We start from the raw sequence: 20,293 nt of genomic DNA, 5'->3' as shown, positions 1-20,293 counted from the left end.
GGCGCGTCATGACCACAGCCCTGATCGGACCTTTTGAAGCGGCGGCGATCCTGATCGTGCTGGCGGCGGGGCTTGGCTATATCAATCACCGCTTTCTGCGCCTGCCGGCCTCGGTCGGCCTGACCTTTATGGGCGCGCTGGCCTCGCTGGCGGTGATCGGCATCGACTATCTGCTGCCGGGGGCGCGCCTGTCGGACATGCTGGCCGATTTTTTGAAGGGCGTCGATTTTCAGACGACCCTGATGAACGGCATGTTGTCCTTCCTGCTGTTCGCCGGGGCGCTGCATGTCGATTGGAGCGATATGCGCAATGGGCGCTGGCCGATCCTGGCGCTCTCGACGCTCGGCGTGCTGATCTCGACGGCGATTGTCGGAATCGGCTTCTATTATCTGGCGCCCCTGTTCGGCCTGCATGCGCCCCTGACCTGGTGCCTCGTCTTCGGCGCCCTGATCAGCCCGACCGATCCGGTGGCGGTCATGGCGGTGCTGAAGGCCGCGCATGTGCCGCGCACCCTGTCGGCGACCGTGGCGGGCGAGAGCCTGTTCAATGACGGGGTCGGCGTCGTGGTGTTCGGCATCGCCCTCAGCATCGCTTCAGGCGGCGAAAATTTCACCATCGCGCATGCCGCCTGGGATTTCGTGCGCGAAGCGGGCGGCGGGGTGCTGCTGGGGCTGGCGGCGGGGTGGATCGCCTATGCGCTGATGCGGTCGATCGACGACTACAATGTCGAGGCGATGATTTCGCTGGCGGTGGTGATGGGCGGCTACAGCCTGGCGCAGCATATCGGCGTATCGGGACCGGTCGCCATGGCGGTGGCGGGGCTGATCATCGGCAACGCTGCGGCTGCGCAGGCGATGAGCGATGCGACGCGCGACCACGTCATGAAGTTCTGGTCGCTGATCGACGAGATTCTCAACGCCGTGCTGTTCCTGCTGATCGGACTGGAATTCGTCGCGGTGGCGCACGGCGGCAAGCTGATCCTGCTGGGCGCGGCGGTGATTCCGCTGGTGCTGCTGGCGCGGTTCATCTCGGTCGGGGCGCCGATGCTGACCCTGCGGCCCATCATCAAGCTGGGGCCTCTGGCCATGCCGGTTCTGGTGTGGGGCGGCTTGCGCGGCGGCATATCGGTGGCGCTGGCCCTGTCGATCAGCCAGAACGAGGCGCGTTCGGTGCTGCTGGCCGCGACCTATGTGGTGGTGCTGTTCGCCGTGCTGATTCAGGGCGGCACGATCAGCCGCGTCATCATCCGCGTCAAGGCGCGCCACCCGGAACTGACCTGATTACGAAACGCCCATCGCCTTGAGCGCATCCGCGCTGAGGTTTTGCGGCGCGTCCCACAGATCGGCCCACGGATCGGTTTTGCGCCTTGCCAGCAGGTCGGGAACTGTCGCGAGGTTGAAATCGCGCGGGTTGAGATCGTCCGTCAAATCGTCCCAGTCGAGCGGCATGGCGACCGGCGCGCCGGGGCGCGCGCGCAAGGAATAGGCCGCCACCGCCGTCGCGGTCAGATCATTGCGCAGGTAATCGACGAAGATGCGGCCCTTGCGGTCGGCCTTGCGCGCATGGGCGACATAAAGATCGCGATTTCCGGCCTCCATCGCCTCGGCCACGGCGCGCGCAAACGCCTTGACGGTGGGCCAGTCATGGTGGCGCTGCAAGGGGACCACAACATGCAGCCCCTTGCCGCCGGTGGTCTTGAGCCAGCTTTTCAGGCCCAGATCGGCCAACCTCTGACGCCCTTCGCGCGCCGCCGCCGCGACCTTGGCCCAGGGCAGGTCCGGGTCGGGGTCGAAATCCATCACGATGCGGTCGGGCCGGTCGGGCCGGTCGGCGCGGCAACCCCACGGATGCAGTTCGATCACGCCCCATTGCGCCAGCGTCAGCAGCCCCGCCGCATCTCGGATCATCATATAGTCCTCGTCGCGACCCTTGACCGGCACGCCGGTGTCGTAAAGGTGCGGCATGTCATGCGCGATGTGGCGCTGAAAGAAACACTGGCCGCCAATGCCGTCCGGGCAGCGCACCATGGACAAAGGGCGCCCGACAACATGCGGCAGGATATGCTCGGCGACGGCGGCGTAATAGTGCGCCATCTGCTGCTTGGTGAAGCCGTCATCGGGCCACAGTACACGGTCGGGATGGCTGATCTTCACCCCGCCGATCTCGGTATCCTGGCTGCGGCGGCGCGACGGTTTGGGCGTTTCCTGCTGCACGGCCTGAGCCTCCGGCGTGACCTGTTCGCGGCCTATGCTGCGCGCAGGCTTGTCTTCGCGCAAGCCCTGATAGGAGGGATGGCGCAGCCGCCCGTCCGGCGTCCATTCGGTGAACTCGACCTCGCAGACCAACTCGGGCCGGACCCAGATCGCGCCGCGCTTCGCCTCCGCCGCAAGCTCGGCATAGGCGGGTGTTTTTCGCGTTATCGCATCGAGTTTTTTGCGCAGCATTTGCGAAGTTTCGGCATCAAATCCCGTACCGACCCTGCCCGCATAGACGAAGCGATCTTCGTCATAATAGCCGAGCAGCAGCGCGCCGATGCCGCGTTCCGCATGGGTCGGTTCGCGGAAGCCGCCGATGACGAACTCCTGCCGTTTATGGCATTTGGTTTTCAACCACGCCTTATTGCGCCCGCCGCGATAGGGCGACGATTTGCGCTTGGACACCAGCCCCTCAAAGCCCATGCCGCACACCTTGCCGAGGAAACGCTTATCCGCCTCGAAATGCTCCGAATAGATAATCCGGTCTTCGAAATCATGGCCGCCGAGCAGCGCTTTCAGCTTCGCCTTGCGCTCAATCAGCGGCGTCTTGCGCAGGTCTTCGCCGTTCAGCCGCAACAGGTCGAAGACATAATATTGCAGCTCTTCGCTGCGCTTCTCCCGCAGCCGATCCTGCAACAATTTAAACCGCGTCGCGCCGCCGTGATCGACCGCGACGATCTCGCCGTCGAGAATGGCGTCGGTCACGTCAAGCGCCTGCAGCCGGTCGGCAAGAGCCTGAAACTTCGCCGTCCAGTCCAGCCCGGAGCGCGTCATCATGCGCGCCTCCCCACCGGAGATCAGGGCCAGGGTACGGTAGCCATCAAACTTGATCTCATGCACCCAGTCCTCACCTTGCGGCATGGCGTCGGTCAGGGTGGCCAGCTCCGGTTCGACAAAGTCAGGCGCTGCTTTTTTTTGCGCCGTGCGCGAGGTCTTTTGCGCCGCCTTGGCCGCTTTTTTCGGCTCGCTGTTCCACACCTTGTTTCCGGCGGCGATGGCGTCCATTGCGCGTCCGGTGGCGATGGAGACGGCGTTGTCGGCCAGAAGGGCGTCATGATCGCCTTCGCGCGCATAGCCGTCATGGTGCTTGATCAGCAGCCAGTTATTGCGTCCGCGGTCCTTGTCCTTACCGCGCGGCTTCATCCGCACCAGCACCCATTCGCCCTGCAAACGCTCGCCGTGCAGGCGGAATTTCAGATCGCCTTTGCGCAAACCTTCATGCGGATCACCGACCGGCTCCCATGTGCCGCGGTCCCACAGCATGACCGTGCCGCCGCCATACTGCCCTTTCGGAATCGTGCCCTCGAAACCGCCATAGGCGACCGGATGGTCTTCGACCTCAACCGCCAGCCGCTTGTCGGCGGGATCGAGGCTCGGCCCTTTTGTCACCGCCCAGGATTTCAGCACCCCGTCCAGCTCAAGCCGGAAATCGTAGTGCAGCCGCGTCGCGTCGTGTTTCTGGATCAGGTACTGAAACGTCCCGGCCTTGCCGGTCCTGCCGGACGGCTCCTGCGTGCGGCTGAAATCGCGCTTGCGGTTATAGGCGTCAAGTTGATCCATAGATTAGCTTGCCTTCTTGCGGGTCGTTTTATTATTCGGCGCCGACTTGGTCGGCTTGTCGCTGGCCTTCAGGCTTTCGCGCAGGGCGTCCATCAGATTGACCACCTTGGCCGTCGGACGCTCGGCCTCGACCGGCTTGGGTTCGCGGTGTTCGATGCGCGCGTCGATCAGTTCCTGCAGGGCCTCGCGGTAGTGGTCATGGAACCTGCCCGCGTCGAATGTCGCGGTGCGCCGTTTGATCAGCTCCTTGGCGAGGTCCAGCTCATCGGGGTTCGGGCGCTTGTCGCGGATCGAGTCGAAATAGGGGTCGCAGGCCCTGATCTCGTCTTCGTAACGCAGGGTTTCGATCATCATGCCCGCGCCGCAGGGCCGCAGACAGCACAAACGCTCGCGCCCGCCGATGGCCAGTTGCCCGACGCCGAACTTGCCGGTGTCGCGCATAGCGTCGCGCATAACCGCGAAGGTCGCCTGATCCGAACGCGCCGCCGGGGCGACATAGTAGGGGCTCTCGAAATAGATGGCGTCGATGGCCGCCGCATCGACGAACTCGGCGATATCGAGCGTATCCGAGGACGGAATGCGCAGGTCTTTAATCTCATCCGGGTCGATCAGCACATATTCGCCCTTCTCGACCTCGTAACCCTTGACGATATCGTCGCGCTCCACGTCCTTGTCGCCCGCCACGAGCTGATGACGCACACGCTCGCCGGTCGGCTTGTAGATTTCATGAAAGGCGATGGTCCGCGACCGGTTCAGCGCGGCATAGATATTGACCGGCAAGGAGACGAGGGACAGGCGGATATGGCCGCTCCAGTAGGGTCGCAGCGCCATCTTACACCGTCGCCGTCTGGCGCATGTAAAGACCGGTCTCGCCCAGGCTGCGCACGGCGGCCTGACCCGAGCGCCACGACCCGGCCAGCGAAGCCGGAAAGCGCTCATCGAAGGCTTCGCCGCACAGCACGATGGGGCCTTCAACGCGCGGGCCGGACCTTTGATGACCGGGCAGCAGGGCCGAATAGGCGCCCTGGGTGAACAGATGGCTCGACCAGGTCGAGATCAGCGGCGGCCCCTGCATGTGCGCCTCGAAGCCCGCCAGCGCCGGGATATGGCGCACCAGGGCGCTGACATAGCCGGTCGCCTGCTCGGCGCTCAGGCGTTCGATCTGGCGCGCGCGCTGGCCGCTGGCATAGAGCTGGATCAGCGGCAGGCCGCTGCTGTGGGCGTGACAGAAGTGCGGCGGTCGCGAATCGAGCAGTTCATAGGCGGTGTCGGGCGCAATGCGGCGCTGGCGGAAAAAGGCGGGATCGACGGCGATGACGATCTTGTTCATCTCACCCATGATCATGCCGTCCAGATGCGCGCGCGTCGCGTCGGACAGCGGCGGGTCAAAAGCGATCATACCGGAGGTCAGAACGCCCAGCGAAACGGTGACGATGGCGCGCCGCGCCAGCCAGGTCGAGCCGTCCGAGCCGCGCGCGCATACGCTGTCGCTGATCGAGATCAGGTGGGTGACGACGGTGTGAGAGCGGATGCGCGCATGGCCGACATCGTTAGCCAGAGCTTCGATCAGCGCGCCGACGCCTTTGGTCAACTGTAAGCCGCCGGGCGTATTTTCATCGGTTAGGAATTCACGCGCCGACGGGCGCAGCGGCGGTTCAAGGCCGTTCCACAGATAGCCGAAATCCTCCAGCCAGACGCGGCTGTGCGCGTCGCGGGCCAGGTCGGGCAGGGGGATGTCCGGCGTCTCGCCCAAGCGGATGCGGCGCGCCAGATCGTCGTCGATGGCGCGTTCCAGCCAGTCCTCGTCGCTCTGACGCAAGACACCGTTTTCACTGATATAAAACTCGCCCTCGTCGGCGCGCGCCTCCAGTCCGTAGCGCTCAATCACGCCGCGCAGGGGGCTGTCTTCGCCGTGCAGCCAGTGGCCGCCCATATCCGCAGGCAGGCCGGAACCGATGCGTCTGGTCAGGGCCCGTCCGCCCGGACCCGCGCCAGCCTCCAGAAGGCGAACGTCAAGCCCTGCATCGCGACAGGCGAGGGCGGCGCTCAGACCCGCCAGTCCGGCGCCGATGATCAGAACATCCGTCATCATAGGCAGGCGTCCGCTTAATAGTTCGCAGGCGGATCGCTGGCCGGAAAGCTCTCATCGACCATCTCATCGACCATGTTCTCGTCGAGATCGTCGCGCAGTTTCTTTTCCTCATGCAGGCGCTTCTGATGCGGCTGAGGCGCCTGTTTTTCGTTGAAGCCGTCTATAAAGCTTTTGATTGGTGATTTCATCATGGCGAACCCCTGTCGGTATGCGATGATCCATAAAAACCAAGCTTAACACCCCAGCCGTAAGCCCTTGGTCGCAAAAGCGGGGCGCCACCATAAAGGCGCCGTAAACGCGGCGCGCACAGGCTTACAAAAGCCTTATGGCGCAAGGCGTGGACGGGCTTTCATTCTTATTCCGGGCCGGAGCATGATCGCGGCGGGCGGGGACCATCCGACCGCAGGAGAGCCACATGGACATTTACGCCTATATCGAAAAAGACCACCGCGCCGTCGCTGACCTGATGCAGCAGGTGCTGGACACGCGCGACGCCAAACGCCGCATGGAGCTGTTCAACCGCATCCGCACCGAACTGATCCTGCATCTCGACAGCGAGGAGGTCACCTTCTATCGCGCCGTCGAACGCGCCAGCCGCGCCCGCCCGCTTGAGGAGCAGATGAGCCATGCCGAGGACGAGCATCAGGAGGCGCGCGACTATCTGATGAAGCTCAGCGCGCTCGAAATCCACGACGAGTCGTGGATCGAAACCTTCGGCGAATTCAAGCACGCGGTCAGCCACCATGTGAAGGAGGAGGAGACTGAGGTGTGGAAGAAGGCGAAAAAGCTGCTCAGCGACGCCGACGCCGAAAAACTGGCCGACGAGATGGCGGCGGTCAAACAGGAGATGAAGGACAATCCGCCCCTGCCGGGCAATCTGTTCGACAAGCCGGACGACTCGTTACGCCGCCGCGCGCATATTTAACTTACTGGTCTAACCTATTGGCCTTCAAAACTGGCGAGGTTGGACGGTATGATGATTTCATACGGCACCCAGTCGTAAAGCTGGGCGTATTGCTTGTGCGCCAGCTTCTGCACGTCCGCCATCGCTTCGGCGGCCTGTTCGCGGGCGTTCTGCAGCAAGGACATGCTCAAGTAACCCGACTTGATCGCCGCCAGCCCCGCCGCCGTGCCGTCGACGCCGCCGACCGCCACCTTGCCCGCCGGATAACCGGCCTTTTGCAGGGCGGCGATGGCCCCCAGCGCCATCTCGTCATTATTGGCGGCGATGGCGTCGATATGCACGCCGCTTTGCAGCCATTGCGTCACCTGCTTTTCGGCGTCCTCGCGCTTCCAGTTGCACGAGACGTCGCCGACCACCTGAATATTCGGACGCTGGGCCAGGATTTCCTTGACGCCCGCCGTCCGGTCGCGCGCGGCCGGGTGGCTGTCGGCGCCGCGCAGGATGACGACATTGCCTTTATTGCCGATCCTGTCGGCTAGCAGCCGCATCTGCAGCCGTCCGGCGACCAGATCGTTCGACGCCACGATCGAGGTCGGCGCCGTGAAGCGGTCGATCGGCGGCAGCACGTTGAGATAGACGAGCGGGGTTTTCGACGCCGCCGACACCGCCGCCAGTTGTTTGGCCGCATCATCATCGACCGACAGGACGACCAGCACGTCGGCATGGTCGGCGACCGCCGTCTTGACCTGACTGAGCTGGGTGTCGACATCGTCATTGGCGACCGCGATGGTCATGTCGAGATCGGGATTTTTCGCCGCCTCGGCCTGTAGCGAATCGCGGATCAGCGTCAGGAACGGATCGACCCGCGCCATGGAGACGAACACCTTGGTCTTGGCCTGGGCGCATAGGGGCGTCGCGACCAGCAGCAGGGCGGCGATGGCGAAAGCTTTTTTCATGACAACCTCTCCCGATCAGGCCGCGCGCACGCGTGACAGGAAGCGCTCGACCTCGCCCTTGAGCGCTTCGGATTGCTGCGCCAGATCGCTGGCGGCGCTCAGGACCTGCATGGCGCCCTGACTGGATTCGCGCGCGGCGTTGGTGACGCCGTTGATATTGCTGGTGACCTCGGAGGTGTTCTGCGACACCTCATGGATGTTGCGGGCGATTTCGGAGGTGGTCGCCTCCTGCTGCGTCACCGCCCCGGCGATGGCGGCGGCGATGGCGTCCACTTCCGATATGGTCTGTTCGATGCCGGAAATCTCGCCCGCCGCCTGTTGGGTCGAGGCCTGCATTTTCGCAATCGAGACATTGATGGTGGTGGTCGATTTGGCGGTCTGGTCGGCCAGCCCCTTGACCTCGGAGGCCACGACCGCGAAGCCCTTGCCCGCATCGCCTGCGCGCGCAGCTTCGATGGTGGCGTTGAGCGCCAGAAGATTGGTCTGCGAGGCGATGTCGCTGATCACGCCGACCACCGACTCGACCGATTGCGCGTCCTCGCCCAGTGCGTCCATGCTGGCGCGGGTGCGGCCCGCCTGCTGCACGGCGGCGTTGCTGATCTGGCTGGAGCGCGCCACGTCCGAGCCGACCTGCCGCGCCGAGGCGGCCAGTTCCTCGATGGCGGCGGCGACCGAACGGACATTGTCGGCGGCCTGACGCGCGCCGTTTTCGACGGCGGCGGACTGGGCGGAGGTTTCTTCAGCCGCGGCGGACAGGGATTGCGCCGAGGCCTGCAACTGGCTGGCGGCGGCGGAGACCAGGGTGACGATGCCGCCCACGGTCGTCTCGAAATCGTCGGCGACGCGGGCGATCTCCTGTCGCCGACGCGCCTGCATCTGCGCCTCGGCCTCGGCCTGACCGGCGCGCAAGCTTTCGGCCTCGGTCATTTTTTCACGGAAGATCTGCAAGGAGCGCGCCATGCCGCCGATCTCGTCCTTGCGCTGCGTATCGGGAATGGCGGTGGTCATGTCCTGCGCGGCCAGTCTCAGCATGGCGGCGGTCAGGCGGGCCAGCGGACGCGAAATGCCGACGCTCAAAAGCCAGCCGGTCAGCACGCATACGGCGGTCAACGAGCCCATGGCGGCCAGAATCCAGAAGCGCGCCGAGGCATTGACGCGCGTGGCCTGCGCCTTGGCGGCCTCGGCCTGGCCCTGACGATAGGTCTGCACGTCGCGCACGGCGGCGTAGAAACGCGCGCCCTCCTGTTGCAGGTCGTTCATCAGCACGCCGGTCGCCTCGTCATGCAGCCCCGCCTTGTCGAGATCGGCGACCTCCTCCTGCACGGCCAGAAAATGCTGCCACGCCTTGCGCAGGTTCGCGGCCTTGGCGGTCTCCGTCGCGCCCGAAACCATATCGGAATACTGGCTCCAGCTCTTGGCGAAGGCCGAGCGCGCCTCGGCGCCCGCTTGCGCATAGGTCTGGCGGATGGTCTCGTCCTGTGCGAAGTGTTCGAGCAGCGAGCCGACGCTCAGGGTCTGGCTGGTGCGCGCCAGATCGCCCAGCACCGACACGGCGGCGGTCTCGTCCGACAGGCGTGCGCTGATCTTTGACACTTCGTTCAGCTTGGCGATCGAAAAAGCGCCGGTCGCCAGCGACACCAGCATCAGAAAGCCGAACGCCAGAGCGATCTTGCCCTGAATCGACTGCGCGAATTTAGACAGCATGGCCCTTGCCTCCCAAGCCGTTTCGTCCCGTTTATTGGCCGTGAATCCGACCGTTTTTTGTGATTTGGGCAGCAGGTTAGGGGGGCAAACAGAAATTTTCTGTTAACCGAGATAGCGCTACCAGCGCCGTCCGGCAACCGGCTACAGGTCGTCCTAGGCGCCTTTGGCCAGACGACGCCCGCGCAGGGCGCCCGCCTCATGCTGGCCGTCGCGCGAACCGAACTGACGGCGGAAGACGTCGCGCTGTTCGTGGACGCTGGCCAGCACCAGCCCCATCGGCACGCCGAGGTCGATCAGCGTGTTTTCCGCCAGTTGCAGCGACGCTTCGATGGTCTCCGGCACGGCGTCGGTGGCGCCGAGTTTGTAAAGGGTCTGAGCGTGCTGGGCGTCGCGGGCGCGGGCGATGATATGCACGTCGTCGCGCATCCCGCGCACCGTGCGCACCACGTTTTCGGTGAAGCCCGCGTTCGAGACGGTGACCACCACGGCGCGCGCGCGCTGCAGGCCGAGCCGCGTCAGGAAGTCCGGCACGCTGGCGTTGCCATACCACGCCTCAAGGCCGCGCGCGCGGGCGCGCTTGGTGACCTGCGGGTTGAAATCGACCACGGTGAAGGCAATATCGTGCGCCTTGAGCATATCGGCGACCAGTTCGCCGACGCGGCCAAAGCCGACAATAATGACCGGATCGGCGTCGCCGACCACTTCCGGCGCCTCGGTCGGCGGCGCGTCGCGCTGGCGGTCGAAGCGCGCCGCTGCGCGGGCCGACAGCATGGCCAGCAGCGGCACGCTGAACAGGGACAGGGTGGCCGACAGGATGACGGCGTGGCCGAAGGCTGCGGGCACGACGTGGCGGTTGATGGCTTCGTCGATGATGACATAGGCGAATTCGCCCGCCGGCCCCAGCACCGCCGCCGTCTCGATGGCGCGCGGCGTGGACAGGCCGAATCCTCTGGCTAACGGGAAGATGAGCGCGAATTTCAACGCGATCAGCCCCGCGGCCAGACCCAGCACCAGAACCGGCTGCGCCATCACCGTGTCAAAGTCGAGCCTTGCGCCGACGGTAACGAAGAACAGGCCCAGCAGCAGGCCCTTGAACGGCTCGATCATCACCTCGATCTCGCGTCGGTACTCGGTTTCAGCCAGCAGCACGCCCGCCACGAAGGCGCCCAGCGCCATCGACATGCCGGTCATGGTCGCCACCTGACCGGCGACCAGGATGACCAGCAGGCTGGCCGCCATGAACAGTTCGCGGCTGCCGGACAGGGCGACGGTGTTGAACAAAGGGCGCAACAGCCAGCGCCCGGCCAGGATCAGCACGCCCATGCCGATCAGGGCCGGGATCAGCGCCAGCAGGCCCTGCGCGCCGACGCCCTGACCGCCGGGCGCCGTTGTCAGGATCATCACCGTCACCATGATCGGCGCCACGGCCACGTCCTGCGCCAGCAGCACGGCGAACACGCTGCGGCCCGACGCAGAATTCAGCGCCTTGCGGTCGGCCAGCACCGGAATGATCACCGCCGTCGAGGACAGGGCCAGCGCCATGCCCAGAAGGGTCGAGCCGACCAGTGAGCGGCCCATGACGAAGAACACCGCGGCCAGCGCAACGGAGGACAGCACGATCTGCGACGCGCCCAGCCCCAGCACCAGACGCCGCATCGCCTTCAGACGCTCGAAGGTCAGCTCCAGACCGATGGAGAACAGCAGAAACACCACGCCCAGCTCCGCCAACCGATGCACGGCGTGGGTGCGGATCATCGAAAAGGCGTCTAGACCCGGCAGGTAATGGCTGAGCCGTCCCAGCGCGTCCGGCCCCATCAGCACCCCGACCAGCAGAAAGCCCAGCACGCCCGACACCTTGAAGCGCTGCGCCAGCGGTACAATGAGCGCCGAGGCCAGCAGGAAGACGATGATGAAGACGTAATAGTCCTGCGACGCGTTGCGGATCGCCTCGGTGGCCAGGGTGGTCAGTTTTTCGGCGGGCGCGGCGGCGGACATCAGGCCGGTTTTCCTTGGAACAATTGTCGGGAACACTTTTGGGAACTATGGGGTCTGAGCGCGATGCGCGAAAGCCCTTATCCGCAGCTATTACGGGCAACATGACGAAAAATTAATGTTTTCAAACGGCGTTTTGCCGCTTAGACGTTACATGGTTACATTTTTTATCAGTTCCTTACACGGACTGATCTGTCGTTCAGGATGATGATATGAAGCTTTCCCGCCTGCTGATCGCCGCCACCGCCCTGAGCGGCGGCTTCGCCCTGATGGCCGCCGCGCTGCCCGCCGCCGCCGCCGTGCATTGTATCGATGATGGCTGCAAGATGTTGAGCCTCGACAGTCTGGACGGCATTATTCCGGCCAATGCCGAGACCTTCCTCGACGCCATGCCGGTCGGGGCGGATACGCCTTCGACCGAGACGCCGCACTACGGGACGTGGGGCATCGACCTGACCGGCATGGATACGTCGGTCAAGCCGGGCGACAACTTCTACGACTATGTCAATGGCACGGCGACCAAGAACATGGTCATCCCCGCCGACCGCACCTCCTATGGCGCCTTCGTCAAGCTGTTCGAGCTGTCCGAAGCGCGCTCGCAGGCCATCATCACCGGTCTGGCCGCCCAGAAGAACCTGTCCGGCGACGATGCCAAGATCGCCGCCTCTTACAAGGCCATGATGGACGAGGCGCGCGCCGAAAAGCTTGATTTCCAGCCGATTGAAGGCAAGCTGAACGCCATCGCCGCGATCAAAACCAAGGCGCAGATGGCCGCCTATATGGGCAAGACCTCGGCGGGCTTCGGCTCGGCCTTCTTCAATATGGGCGTGGACGCCGATGCGAAGAACCCGACGATGAACGTGCTGTCGATGGGGCAGGCGGGCCTGGGCTTGCCGAACCGCGACTTCTATCTCGACGCCAAATACGCCGACAAGCTGGCCAAGTATGAGGCCTATATCGCCGACATGCTCGGCAAGACCGGCTATCCTGACGCCAAGAAGGCGGCGCACGACATCGTAGCGATGGAAACGCAAATCGCCAAGACGAGCTGGACCAATATCGAGCGCCGCGACGACACCAAGACCTATAATCCGATGACCCTGGCCAAGGTATCGACCTATGCGCCGGGCTTCGACTGGCCGGTCTTCTTCTCGAACGCAGGCGTGGCCAGGGCGAAGAAGATCGTGCTGAACGAAAACACCGCCATCCAGGGCATCGCCAAGGTCTATGACGCGACGCCGCTGGACACGATCAAGGCGTGGGAGACCTTCCGCACCATCGACCAGGCGGCGCCCTATCTGTCCAAGCGCTTCGCTGATGCGCAATGGCAGTTCCGCTCGCACGACCTCGCGGGCGCCCAGGCGCAGCAACCGCGCTGGAAGCGCGCCATCAGCGTCGCCAATTCCGAAATGGGCTTCGCGCTGGGCCGCGATTACGTCAACGCCTACTTCCCCGCCGAATCCAAGGCCAAGATGCTGGAGCTGGTCGGCGACCTGCGCGTCGCGCTCAAGGCCCGCATCGAAAACCTGACCTGGATGAGCCCGGAGACCAAGGCCAAGGCGCTGGAGAAGCTGTCGAAATACACGGTCAAGATCGGCTATCCCGACAAGTGGCGCGACTATTCCAAACTGACCCTGAAGCCCGACGATCTGGTCGGCAATGTCGAGCGCGCCAGCATCTATAACTGGAACCGCGATTTGGCCAAGCTGGACAAGCCGGTCGACAAGAGCGAATGGGGCATGACGCCGCAAACCGTCAACGCCTACTATAATCCGACCGGTAACGAGATCGTCTTCCCCGCCGCCATCCTGCAACCGCCCTTCTTCGATCCGAAGGCCGATATGGCGGTCAATTTCGGCGGCATCGGCGGCGTGATCGGCCACGAAATCACCCACGGCTTCGACGACGAAGGCCGCCACTATGACGGCGACGGCAAGCTGACCGAGTGGTGGACCGCAGAGGACGCCGAAAAGTTCGACGCTCAGGCCAAGAAATATGGCGAGCAATACGACCAGTTCGAAGTCGCGCCGGGCTTCCACGTTCAGGGCGGCCTGACCATGGGCGAGAACATCGCCGACCTCGGCGGCAACCTGCTGGGTCTGGACGGTTATCACCTGTACCTGAAGGACAAGGGGGAAACCTCACCGACGCTCGATGGCTTCACCGGCGATCAGCGTGTCTTCATGGGCTTCGCGCAGGTGTGGCGCTCCAAATACCGTCTCGACGCGCTCAAGCTGCAGGTCGCGACCGACCCGCACTCGCCCGCCGTCTTCCGCGTCATCGGTCCGGTGCGCAATATCGACGCCTGGTACGCGGCCTTCGACGTCAAGCCGGGCGACAAGTATTATATCGCGCCGGAAGACCGCGTCCGCATCTGGTAAGCCAGTGGCGATCTGAATCTTTCAAGTCCGCCCCGCCTGACTCGCTCAGGCGGGGCCTTTTAATGAGAGCGTCCCTTTTTCGAGGCCGCACATGCGCATCGCCACATTCCTCGCCGTCACCACAGCCCTGACCCTGCTGCCGCTGGCGGTTCATGCCGAAGACAAGGCGCAGGACAAGGCCCTGCCGCTTAACAGCCCGGAGCTGGCGACGCCGCATTTCGGAACCTACGGCCTCGACCTGACCGGCATGGACAAGGCGGTCAAGCCCGGCGACAACTTCTTCGATTACGTCAACGGCAAGGCCGATGCGGCCATGGTCATCCCCGCCGACCGCAGTTCCGCCGGGGTCAATGAAGACCTCGAAGACCTGTCGGAAAAGCGTTCGCGCTCGATCGTCGAAGATCTGGCCGCACAAAAGAACCTGACCGGCGACGACGCGAAAATCGCCGCCCTTTACAACGCCATGATGAACGCCGATGCAGTTGAAAAGCTGGACGCGGCGCCGTTGCAGCCGCTGCTGGCGAAGATCGCAGCCATATCCAGCAAGGACGAAATGGCGGCCTATATGGGCGAAACCTCAGGCGATTTCGGTTCGAGCGTGTTCGGAACCTATATCGCCGCCTACGCCAAGAACCCGAAGCTGAATGTGCTTTACGCCGGTCAGTCCGGTCTTGGCCTGCCCGACCGCGACTACTATCTGGAAGCCGCCTACGCCGACAAGCTGAAAGCCTATCAGGCTTATGTCGCCCAGATGCTGAGCATGGCCGGCTATCCCGACGCCGACAAGAACGCTGGCGAAATTGTCGCCTTCGAGACCGAGCTGGCCAAGGTGAGCTGGACGCGCGCCCAGCGCCGCGACCCGATCGCCACCTATAATCCGATGAGCGAGGCGGATCTGGCCAGCTTCGCGCCCGGTTTCGGCTGGCAGCCCTATTTCAAGGCGGCGGGTCTTGATCACGCCTCGATGGTGGTGGTCGGCGAAAAGAGCGCCTTCCCGCAGATCGCCAAGGTCTATGACGCCACGCCGCTGGAGACGCTCAAAGCCTGGCAGGCGTTCAAGACCATCGAGCAGGCCGCGCCCTATCTGTCCAAGCGCTTTGTCGATGCGCAATGGGAATTCCGCAGCCATACGCTTCGCGGCGCCACCGAGCAGCGTCCGCGCTGGAAACGCGCCATCGGTCTGGTCGAGGGCGAACTCGGCATGGCCTTGGGCCGCGACTATGTGAAGCTCTACTTCCCGCCGGAATCGAAGGCGCAGGTCAAGGAGATCGTCGGCAATTTCGAAATGGCCCTGAAAGGCCGGATCGAAAACGTCAGTTGGATGTCGCCGGAAACCAAGGCCAAGGCGCTGGAAAAGCTCAGTAAGATCAACGCCAAGATCGGCTATCCCGACAAATGGCGCGATTACAGCGCGTTAGAGGTGACGCCCGACGACCTGTTTGGCGATGTGCGCCGCGCCAGCCGCTTCGACTGGAATTACGAGCTGTCCAAGCTCGACAAGCCAGTCGATCCGCTCGAATGGGACATGACTCCGCAAACCGTCAACGCCTATTACGATCCGTCGAAGAACGAGATCGTCCTGCCCGCCGCCGAGCTGCAACCGCCCTTCTTCGATCCCAAGGCCGATATGGCGGTCAATTATGGCGGCATCGGCGCCTCGACCATCGGCCATGAAATCACCCACGGCTTCGACGACGAAGGCCGCCATTTCGACGGCGACGGCAAGCTGGTCGACTGGTGGACCGACGCCGATTCGGCCCGCTTCGACACTGAGGCGAAAAAATACGCCGAGCAGTTTGACCAGTTCGAGCCTCTGCCCGGCCTGCACATCAAGGGCGACCAGACGCTGGGCGAAAACATCGCCGATCTCGGCGGCGTGCTGATCGGGCTCGACGCCTACCATATCGCCTTGAGGGGCAAGCCCGCGCCCGTCATCGACGGCCTGACCGGCGATCAGCGCCTGCTGATCTCCTACGCTCAGTCCTGGCGCGGCAAGATCCGCGACGACACGCTGAAAATGCTGCTCGTCTCGGACGTTCACTCGCCTTACGCCTTCCGCGTCATCGGCCCGATGCGCAATGTCGATGCGTGGTATGCCGCCTTCGACGTCAAGCCGGGCGATAAGTACTATGTCGCGCCCGCCGACCGCGTCCGCATCTGGTAACCAGGGTCATAATGACCCTGGACCCGTAAGTTTGCAAAGCGCTCCCGGTTCAGGCCGGGTGCGCTTTTTTAATTATGCGCCGCACGCCGCACGGGTCAGCCAGTCGATCTCGCTGTCCAGCCGGTCGAGCGGCACGGCGACCAGACGCTCCTCCAGACCCAGCATCACCACGCCATGCACGGCGGCGAACAGGGTGCGGGCGCGCACGGTGAGCGCCTCCGGCGACAGGTCCGGCAGGATGACGCTGAGCGGTTCGGCGATATGGCGGAACAGGCGCAACTGATCCTCATTGGCCCAGGCGGGCACGCTTGACGTCACATGCGTCTCGAACAGCATACGCCACAGCTTCAGGTCCGAACGGGCGAAGCGCAGATAGGTCTGCGCCACCGTCACCAGTCGGTCGAGCGCCTCAGCGCGGGTCGTCATCGGCAACTCATCCGCCGCCTGCGCCGCCGCCAAGCCCAGCCGCGCCAGGGTGCGCGAATTCACTCTGAGCATCAGATCGTCCATATCGGCGACGATATTGTAAAGCCCGCCCAGGGCCACGCCGATATCGGCGGCCAGATCGCGCGCCTTCAGGCTGGCGACGCCGTCCTGGCGCACCCGCGCCTCTGCGGCGGCCAAAAGGGCCTCCATCTGCTTTTCACGGCGCAGTTCGAGTTTGGAGGGCGCGGGCGTATCGGACATGGCAAGACTCACTTTATTTTGAACTATGTTCATTTTTATATTGAACGTCGTTCAAATTTGGCGTACATCACAATTGTGAACGGCGTTCATAGCATCATTCGCCTCGACTATGAAAGCCGTTTCACACCTCAAAGACCCTGCGGCGGAGAGATAGGCCGCCGCAGGGACGCTTAGACGGGGGGCGGGGGACGCAGCGGGCGAAGGCGCGTTGTCGTCTTCGCCCATCCGCCGCTGTCATGATCATGGGAGATGTGTGATGAAATGCTTTGTCTATTCGCTGATCACCACCTTGGCGCTGATCGGCGCCGTGTTCGCCATAGCGGGCCTGACGCAGGCGCATGCGCAGGACGCGCTGAAAACCGCCGCCGCCGCCAATGATTTGCCCACATTTCTGCATTATCATCCGACCGACGGCGCCAGCCGCGGCGGCGAGATGCGCCGCGCCATGGACCTGACGCATTTTCAGTAGGGTGAAAGCCAGAAGGGTGAGAGCCAGAAGGGTTAGAGAATGAAGGGACGCTGGTTTGTCCTGACCGGATTTGTCGTGCTGCTGCTCACCTTAGGCGGCTTGATCGGCATCGCCCTCTATGCGCCGACTCCCGCCGGAGCCAGCGCGCCCCTGTCCCTGCCGGACCTGCTCCGCGGCTGGCGCGGCTGGGTTGTGCTGGGCGTCATCGTCGTCGCGCTCTTGCTCAAGCTGGGCGGCATGGCCCTGGGCGTCGGTCGGCGCGTGAAGCGGCGAGACAGGATCAGATAAAATCCTGCAGATAGGCGACCAGCGGCAGGTCCGCCGGCGGCATCGGATAGTCGCGCATCGCATTGGGCCGCACCCATTTCAGCGCGCCGTGTTCGCGCCGCTCCGGTTCGCCCTCCCAGCGCCGGATCAGATAGAGCGGCATCAGCAGGTGAAAATCGTCATAGCTGTGCGAGGCGAAGACGAACGGCGCCAGACACGCCTTCTTCACCGAAATGCCCAACTCCTCATGCAATTCGCGGATCAGCGCGTCCTCCGGCGTCTCGCCCGGCTCGACCTTGCCGCCCGGAAACTCCCATAATCCCGCCAGTTGCTTGCCCTCCGGGCGCTGGGCGATCAGCACGCGCCCGTCATCGTCGATCAGCGCGGCGGCGACGACAAGAAGCATTTTCATGCTGAAACTCCGGGAGCGAATAAAGGCACGCGATCTGATCCCATATTCGTGACCGCGCCGCCATCGAATTTCCACATTTAACAACCCTTTCTTAACCGTTCCGGCGCGCTCTGGACGTTTCCGCCCTTCATTCCCGCCCAGCGTCGCGCTTGCCGCGCCGCCGTCCTGCGGGTATGTATCTGTTATTTTGTAACCGCGTAGCCTGAAGCCTGATGACCGAACCCATCCCCTTCGATCCGACCGAACGCCCGTCCCGCCGCGCCGTCTTCGGCTTCATCGCCGCCGGACTGGCCGCAGGCGCCGCCACCGTGCCGCTGCTGATGCGCGGGTCGCCGCATTCGGCTGCGCCCCCGGCTGGCGATGAAACGATTGCCGCCGCCGCGCCGAAGGGGCCGCCCGCGCCGCCGCTCAAGGACTGGCCCAGCCTCGACGCCATGGGCGAGAAACTGGTCAAAACACGCTTCACGCCGGGCCTGAGCCTGAGCGTCATGCACGACGGCGTCATGCTCTATTCCAAAGGCTTCGGCGTCGGCGACATGCAGTCGGGCGCCAGGGTGACGCCGCAGACCGGCTTCCGCATCGCCTCGGTGACCAAGCAGTTCACCGCCGCCGCCATCCTGAAATTGCAGGAGCAGGGCAAGCTCGGCGTGCAGGACAGGCTGGCGCGCTTCATCCCGGAATTCCCGCAGGCCGATCAGGTGACTCTGGCCCAGATGATGAGCCATACCTCCGGCATGAACGACTATCTGAACCATCAGGCGCAGAGCGTGCTGGTGGCGGCGCAGACGCGCGACTACACCTCGCCGGAGCTGTTGCAGATCATCGCCGCCGTTCATCCGACCTACAGCATCCGCCCCGGCGTGCGCTGGCTCTATTCCAACAGCGCCTTCAGCCTGCTCGGCATCGTGGTCGAGCGCGCGTCGGGGCAGAACCTCGCCAGCTTCTATCAGACGCATCTGTTCGGCCCGGCGGGCCTGCAGCAGACGGCGATGGACGAGCGCTGCTCGGCCTTTGACGGCTGCGACGGCTATCGTCCGAACTACCGCATCCCGGCGGGCTTCGATCCCATCCTGCCGGTGTCGCCGACCTTTGCGGGCGGCGCAGGCGGCATCCGCTCCAACAGCGAGGATCTGGCGCGCTGGCACAGCGCCCTGTTCAGCGGCAAGGTGCTGCGCGCCGCCAGCCTCAATCAGATGATCACGCCGATGCTGCTCAAGGACGGCTCGCCCGCCTGGGAATATGTCGGGCCGGAAAAGCTCAACTACGGCTTCGGTCAGGGCATAGGCAAGCTGGACGGGCGCCCCTTCATCGCCCACGGCGGGCGGCTGAACGGCTATACCAGCCACCTGCGCAGCCTCGTGCATGAGCGCCTGACCGTGGCCGTTCTCTACAACAGCGACGGCACGGGCGTACCGGGCTTCACCGCCGCCCAGCGCGGGCTCAGGATCGAGGCCATGAAGCTGGGCATGCAGGAAATCGGCATAGCCTAAGTTTCACCTTGCCAAGCTTCGGTCCATTTCCTAGGTCTTGACATCTGGACATCGGAGCTATTGCGGGAGTTATCGCGTGACCAAGAGCCGCCGCCTCTTTCTGACTTCGGGCCTCGCCGCCGTGGCGGTCAGCGCCGCCGCCTGCTCGAAAAAAGCGCCGCCTCCGCCGCCGCCCGCGCCTCCCCCTCCGCCGCCTCCGCCCCCTCCGCCGCCGCCCAAAACCGTGACGGTGCGGCTGGAGACCGAGCTGGGCGATATCGACATCAAGCTCCAGACCAAGAAGGCGCCGATTACCGCCAACAACTTCCTGCACTATGTCGATGCGGGCAAGCTGAACGGCGCCGATTTCTGGCGCGCCGCCGATTCCGGCCCGTCCGGCTTCATTCAGGCCACGGCCAACGGCCCGACCTTCCCGCCGATCGCGCACGAGCCGACCAGTAAGACCGGCCTGTCGCACACCAATGGCGCCATCTCCATGTCGCGCTTCGCCCCCGGCACGGCGACCGCCGACTTCGTGCTGTGCGTCGGCGACAACACTTTTATGGACGCGGGCAAGTCCGGCTCGGATGACAAGCTCGGCTACGCCGCCTTCGGCCACGTCGTCGCGGGCATGGATGTGGTGAAGAAGATCCTGCACGGCAAAATCGACCCGAAAACCCCGCCCCAAGGCGGCTGGGCTGGCCAGATGCTGCTGCACCCGGTCAAGATCCTCAAGGCCGAACGGATTTCAGAAGAACCGGACACAGACGCGGCTTCATCATAATAGACTCAGACTCTCCTCCCCATTCATGGGGAGGGGGACCGCGGAGCGGTGGAGGGGTGACGGCGCAGACGGGCAGCCACCCCGCCGTCCGGTTGTGGGCCAACCCCCCCCCCCCCCCCCGGGGGGGGGGGGGGGGGGGGGGGTATAAAGCCCCCACAGGTTGGGGGGGCGCCGGGTAAATGCCCCCCCCCCGGGGG

The 20,293-nt window shown here is 64.3% G+C and carries 17 protein-coding genes; 8 read left to right on the top strand and 9 right to left on the bottom strand.

What is annotated here, in order from left to right; all coding sequences use genetic code 11:
- Window positions 1-8: 8 nt before the first annotated feature.
- Entirely contained in the window at window positions 9-1,280 is a 1,272-nt protein-coding gene (locus ACTHLA_RS11985) for a cation:proton antiporter (RefSeq protein WP_440189337.1), read from the top strand.
- Here ACTHLA_RS11985 and ligD read toward each other — a convergent pair whose 3' ends face one another.
- From ligD to ACTHLA_RS11965, 4 genes are read right to left on the bottom strand one after another with little or no spacing between them, the layout of a single operon-like run.
- Window positions 1,281-3,815 carry a DNA ligase D gene (ligD, locus tag ACTHLA_RS11980; protein WP_440189334.1) on the bottom strand — a complete coding sequence of 845 codons (2,535 nt, stop codon included), beginning with the start codon at window positions 3,813-3,815 and terminating at the stop codon, window positions 1,281-1,283.
- 3 nt (window positions 3,816-3,818) lie between these two features.
- Window positions 3,819-4,646, bottom strand: a complete 828-nt coding sequence (gene ku / locus ACTHLA_RS11975; protein WP_440189331.1) for a non-homologous end joining protein Ku — start codon at window positions 4,644-4,646, stop codon at window positions 3,819-3,821.
- A 1-nt stretch (window position 4,647) separates the two neighbouring features.
- Window positions 4,648-5,907 (bottom strand): flavin monoamine oxidase family protein, encoded by a 1,260-nt coding sequence (locus tag ACTHLA_RS11970; protein WP_440189328.1) that lies wholly within the window; start codon window positions 5,905-5,907, stop codon window positions 4,648-4,650.
- Window positions 5,908-5,921: 14 nt separating this feature from the next.
- Window positions 5,922-6,098, bottom strand: coding sequence for a hypothetical protein (locus ACTHLA_RS11965; protein ID WP_440189325.1), 177 nt, complete (start codon window positions 6,096-6,098; stop codon window positions 5,922-5,924).
- Window positions 6,099-6,322: 224 nt separating this feature from the next.
- Between ACTHLA_RS11965 and ACTHLA_RS11960 the strand changes: the two genes are divergently transcribed.
- Window positions 6,323-6,832: a hemerythrin domain-containing protein gene (locus ACTHLA_RS11960; RefSeq protein WP_440189322.1), complete on the top strand. Its 510-nt coding sequence runs from the start codon at window positions 6,323-6,325 to the stop codon at window positions 6,830-6,832.
- 14 nt (window positions 6,833-6,846) lie between these two features.
- Here ACTHLA_RS11960 and ACTHLA_RS11955 read toward each other — a convergent pair whose 3' ends face one another.
- The 3 genes from ACTHLA_RS11955 to ACTHLA_RS11945 form a co-directional block, all read right to left on the bottom strand.
- Window positions 6,847-7,767: a substrate-binding domain-containing protein gene (locus tag ACTHLA_RS11955; protein ID WP_440189319.1), complete on the bottom strand. Its 921-nt coding sequence runs from the start codon at window positions 7,765-7,767 to the stop codon at window positions 6,847-6,849.
- 15 nt (window positions 7,768-7,782) lie between these two features.
- Window positions 7,783-9,471 carry a methyl-accepting chemotaxis protein gene (locus tag ACTHLA_RS11950; RefSeq protein ID WP_440189316.1) on the bottom strand — a complete coding sequence of 563 codons (1,689 nt, stop codon included), beginning with the start codon at window positions 9,469-9,471 and terminating at the stop codon, window positions 7,783-7,785.
- Between the two features lie 153 nt (window positions 9,472-9,624).
- Window positions 9,625-11,466, bottom strand: coding sequence for a cation:proton antiporter domain-containing protein (locus ACTHLA_RS11945; RefSeq protein ID WP_440189313.1), 1,842 nt, complete (start codon window positions 11,464-11,466; stop codon window positions 9,625-9,627).
- Between the two features lie 209 nt (window positions 11,467-11,675).
- On the opposite strand from ACTHLA_RS11945, the gene ACTHLA_RS11940 reads away from it, so the two are divergent.
- Together ACTHLA_RS11940 and ACTHLA_RS11935 are read left to right on the top strand one after the other, a co-directional pair.
- Entirely contained in the window at window positions 11,676-13,844 is a 2,169-nt protein-coding gene (locus ACTHLA_RS11940) for a M13 family metallopeptidase (RefSeq protein WP_440189310.1), read from the top strand.
- 91 nt (window positions 13,845-13,935) lie between these two features.
- The gene (locus ACTHLA_RS11935; RefSeq protein ID WP_440189307.1) at window positions 13,936-16,008 is read left to right on the top strand and encodes a M13 family metallopeptidase; all 2,073 of its coding nucleotides are present in this window, start codon (window positions 13,936-13,938) and stop codon (window positions 16,006-16,008) included.
- 72 nt (window positions 16,009-16,080) lie between these two features.
- On the opposite strand, the gene ACTHLA_RS11930 is transcribed toward ACTHLA_RS11935, so the two are convergent.
- Window positions 16,081-16,695, bottom strand: coding sequence for a TetR/AcrR family transcriptional regulator (locus tag ACTHLA_RS11930; RefSeq protein WP_440189304.1), 615 nt, complete (start codon window positions 16,693-16,695; stop codon window positions 16,081-16,083).
- A 256-nt stretch (window positions 16,696-16,951) separates the two neighbouring features.
- Between ACTHLA_RS11930 and ACTHLA_RS11925 the strand changes: the two genes are divergently transcribed.
- The gene (locus ACTHLA_RS11925) at window positions 16,952-17,164 is read left to right on the top strand and encodes a hypothetical protein (protein WP_440189301.1); all 213 of its coding nucleotides are present in this window, start codon (window positions 16,952-16,954) and stop codon (window positions 17,162-17,164) included.
- 39 nt (window positions 17,165-17,203) lie between these two features.
- A complete protein-coding gene (locus ACTHLA_RS11920; RefSeq protein ID WP_440189298.1) occupies window positions 17,204-17,452 on the top strand; it encodes a hypothetical protein in 249 nt (82 codons plus the stop codon).
- Here ACTHLA_RS11920 and mutT read toward each other — a convergent pair.
- Window positions 17,445-17,843 carry an 8-oxo-dGTP diphosphatase MutT gene (mutT, locus tag ACTHLA_RS11915; protein ID WP_440189295.1) on the bottom strand — a complete coding sequence of 133 codons (399 nt, stop codon included), beginning with the start codon at window positions 17,841-17,843 and terminating at the stop codon, window positions 17,445-17,447. The two genes, ACTHLA_RS11920 and mutT, sit on opposite strands and share 8 nt — an antisense overlap.
- Before the next feature lie 212 nt (window positions 17,844-18,055).
- Between mutT and ACTHLA_RS11910 the strand changes: the two genes are divergently transcribed.
- Both ACTHLA_RS11910 and ACTHLA_RS11905 read left to right on the top strand, forming a co-directional pair.
- Window positions 18,056-19,333, top strand: a complete 1,278-nt coding sequence (locus ACTHLA_RS11910) for a serine hydrolase domain-containing protein (protein WP_440189292.1) — start codon at window positions 18,056-18,058, stop codon at window positions 19,331-19,333.
- Between the two features lie 76 nt (window positions 19,334-19,409).
- Window positions 19,410-20,096, top strand: a complete 687-nt coding sequence (locus tag ACTHLA_RS11905) for a peptidylprolyl isomerase (RefSeq protein WP_440189289.1) — start codon at window positions 19,410-19,412, stop codon at window positions 20,094-20,096.
- Window positions 20,097-20,293: the final 197 nt, after the last annotated feature.

The organism is Asticcacaulis sp., assembly GCF_051956075.1.
Classification (GTDB): Bacteria; Pseudomonadota; Alphaproteobacteria; order Caulobacterales; family Caulobacteraceae; genus Asticcacaulis.
This window is presented reverse-complemented; position numbering and strand designations above follow the sequence as displayed.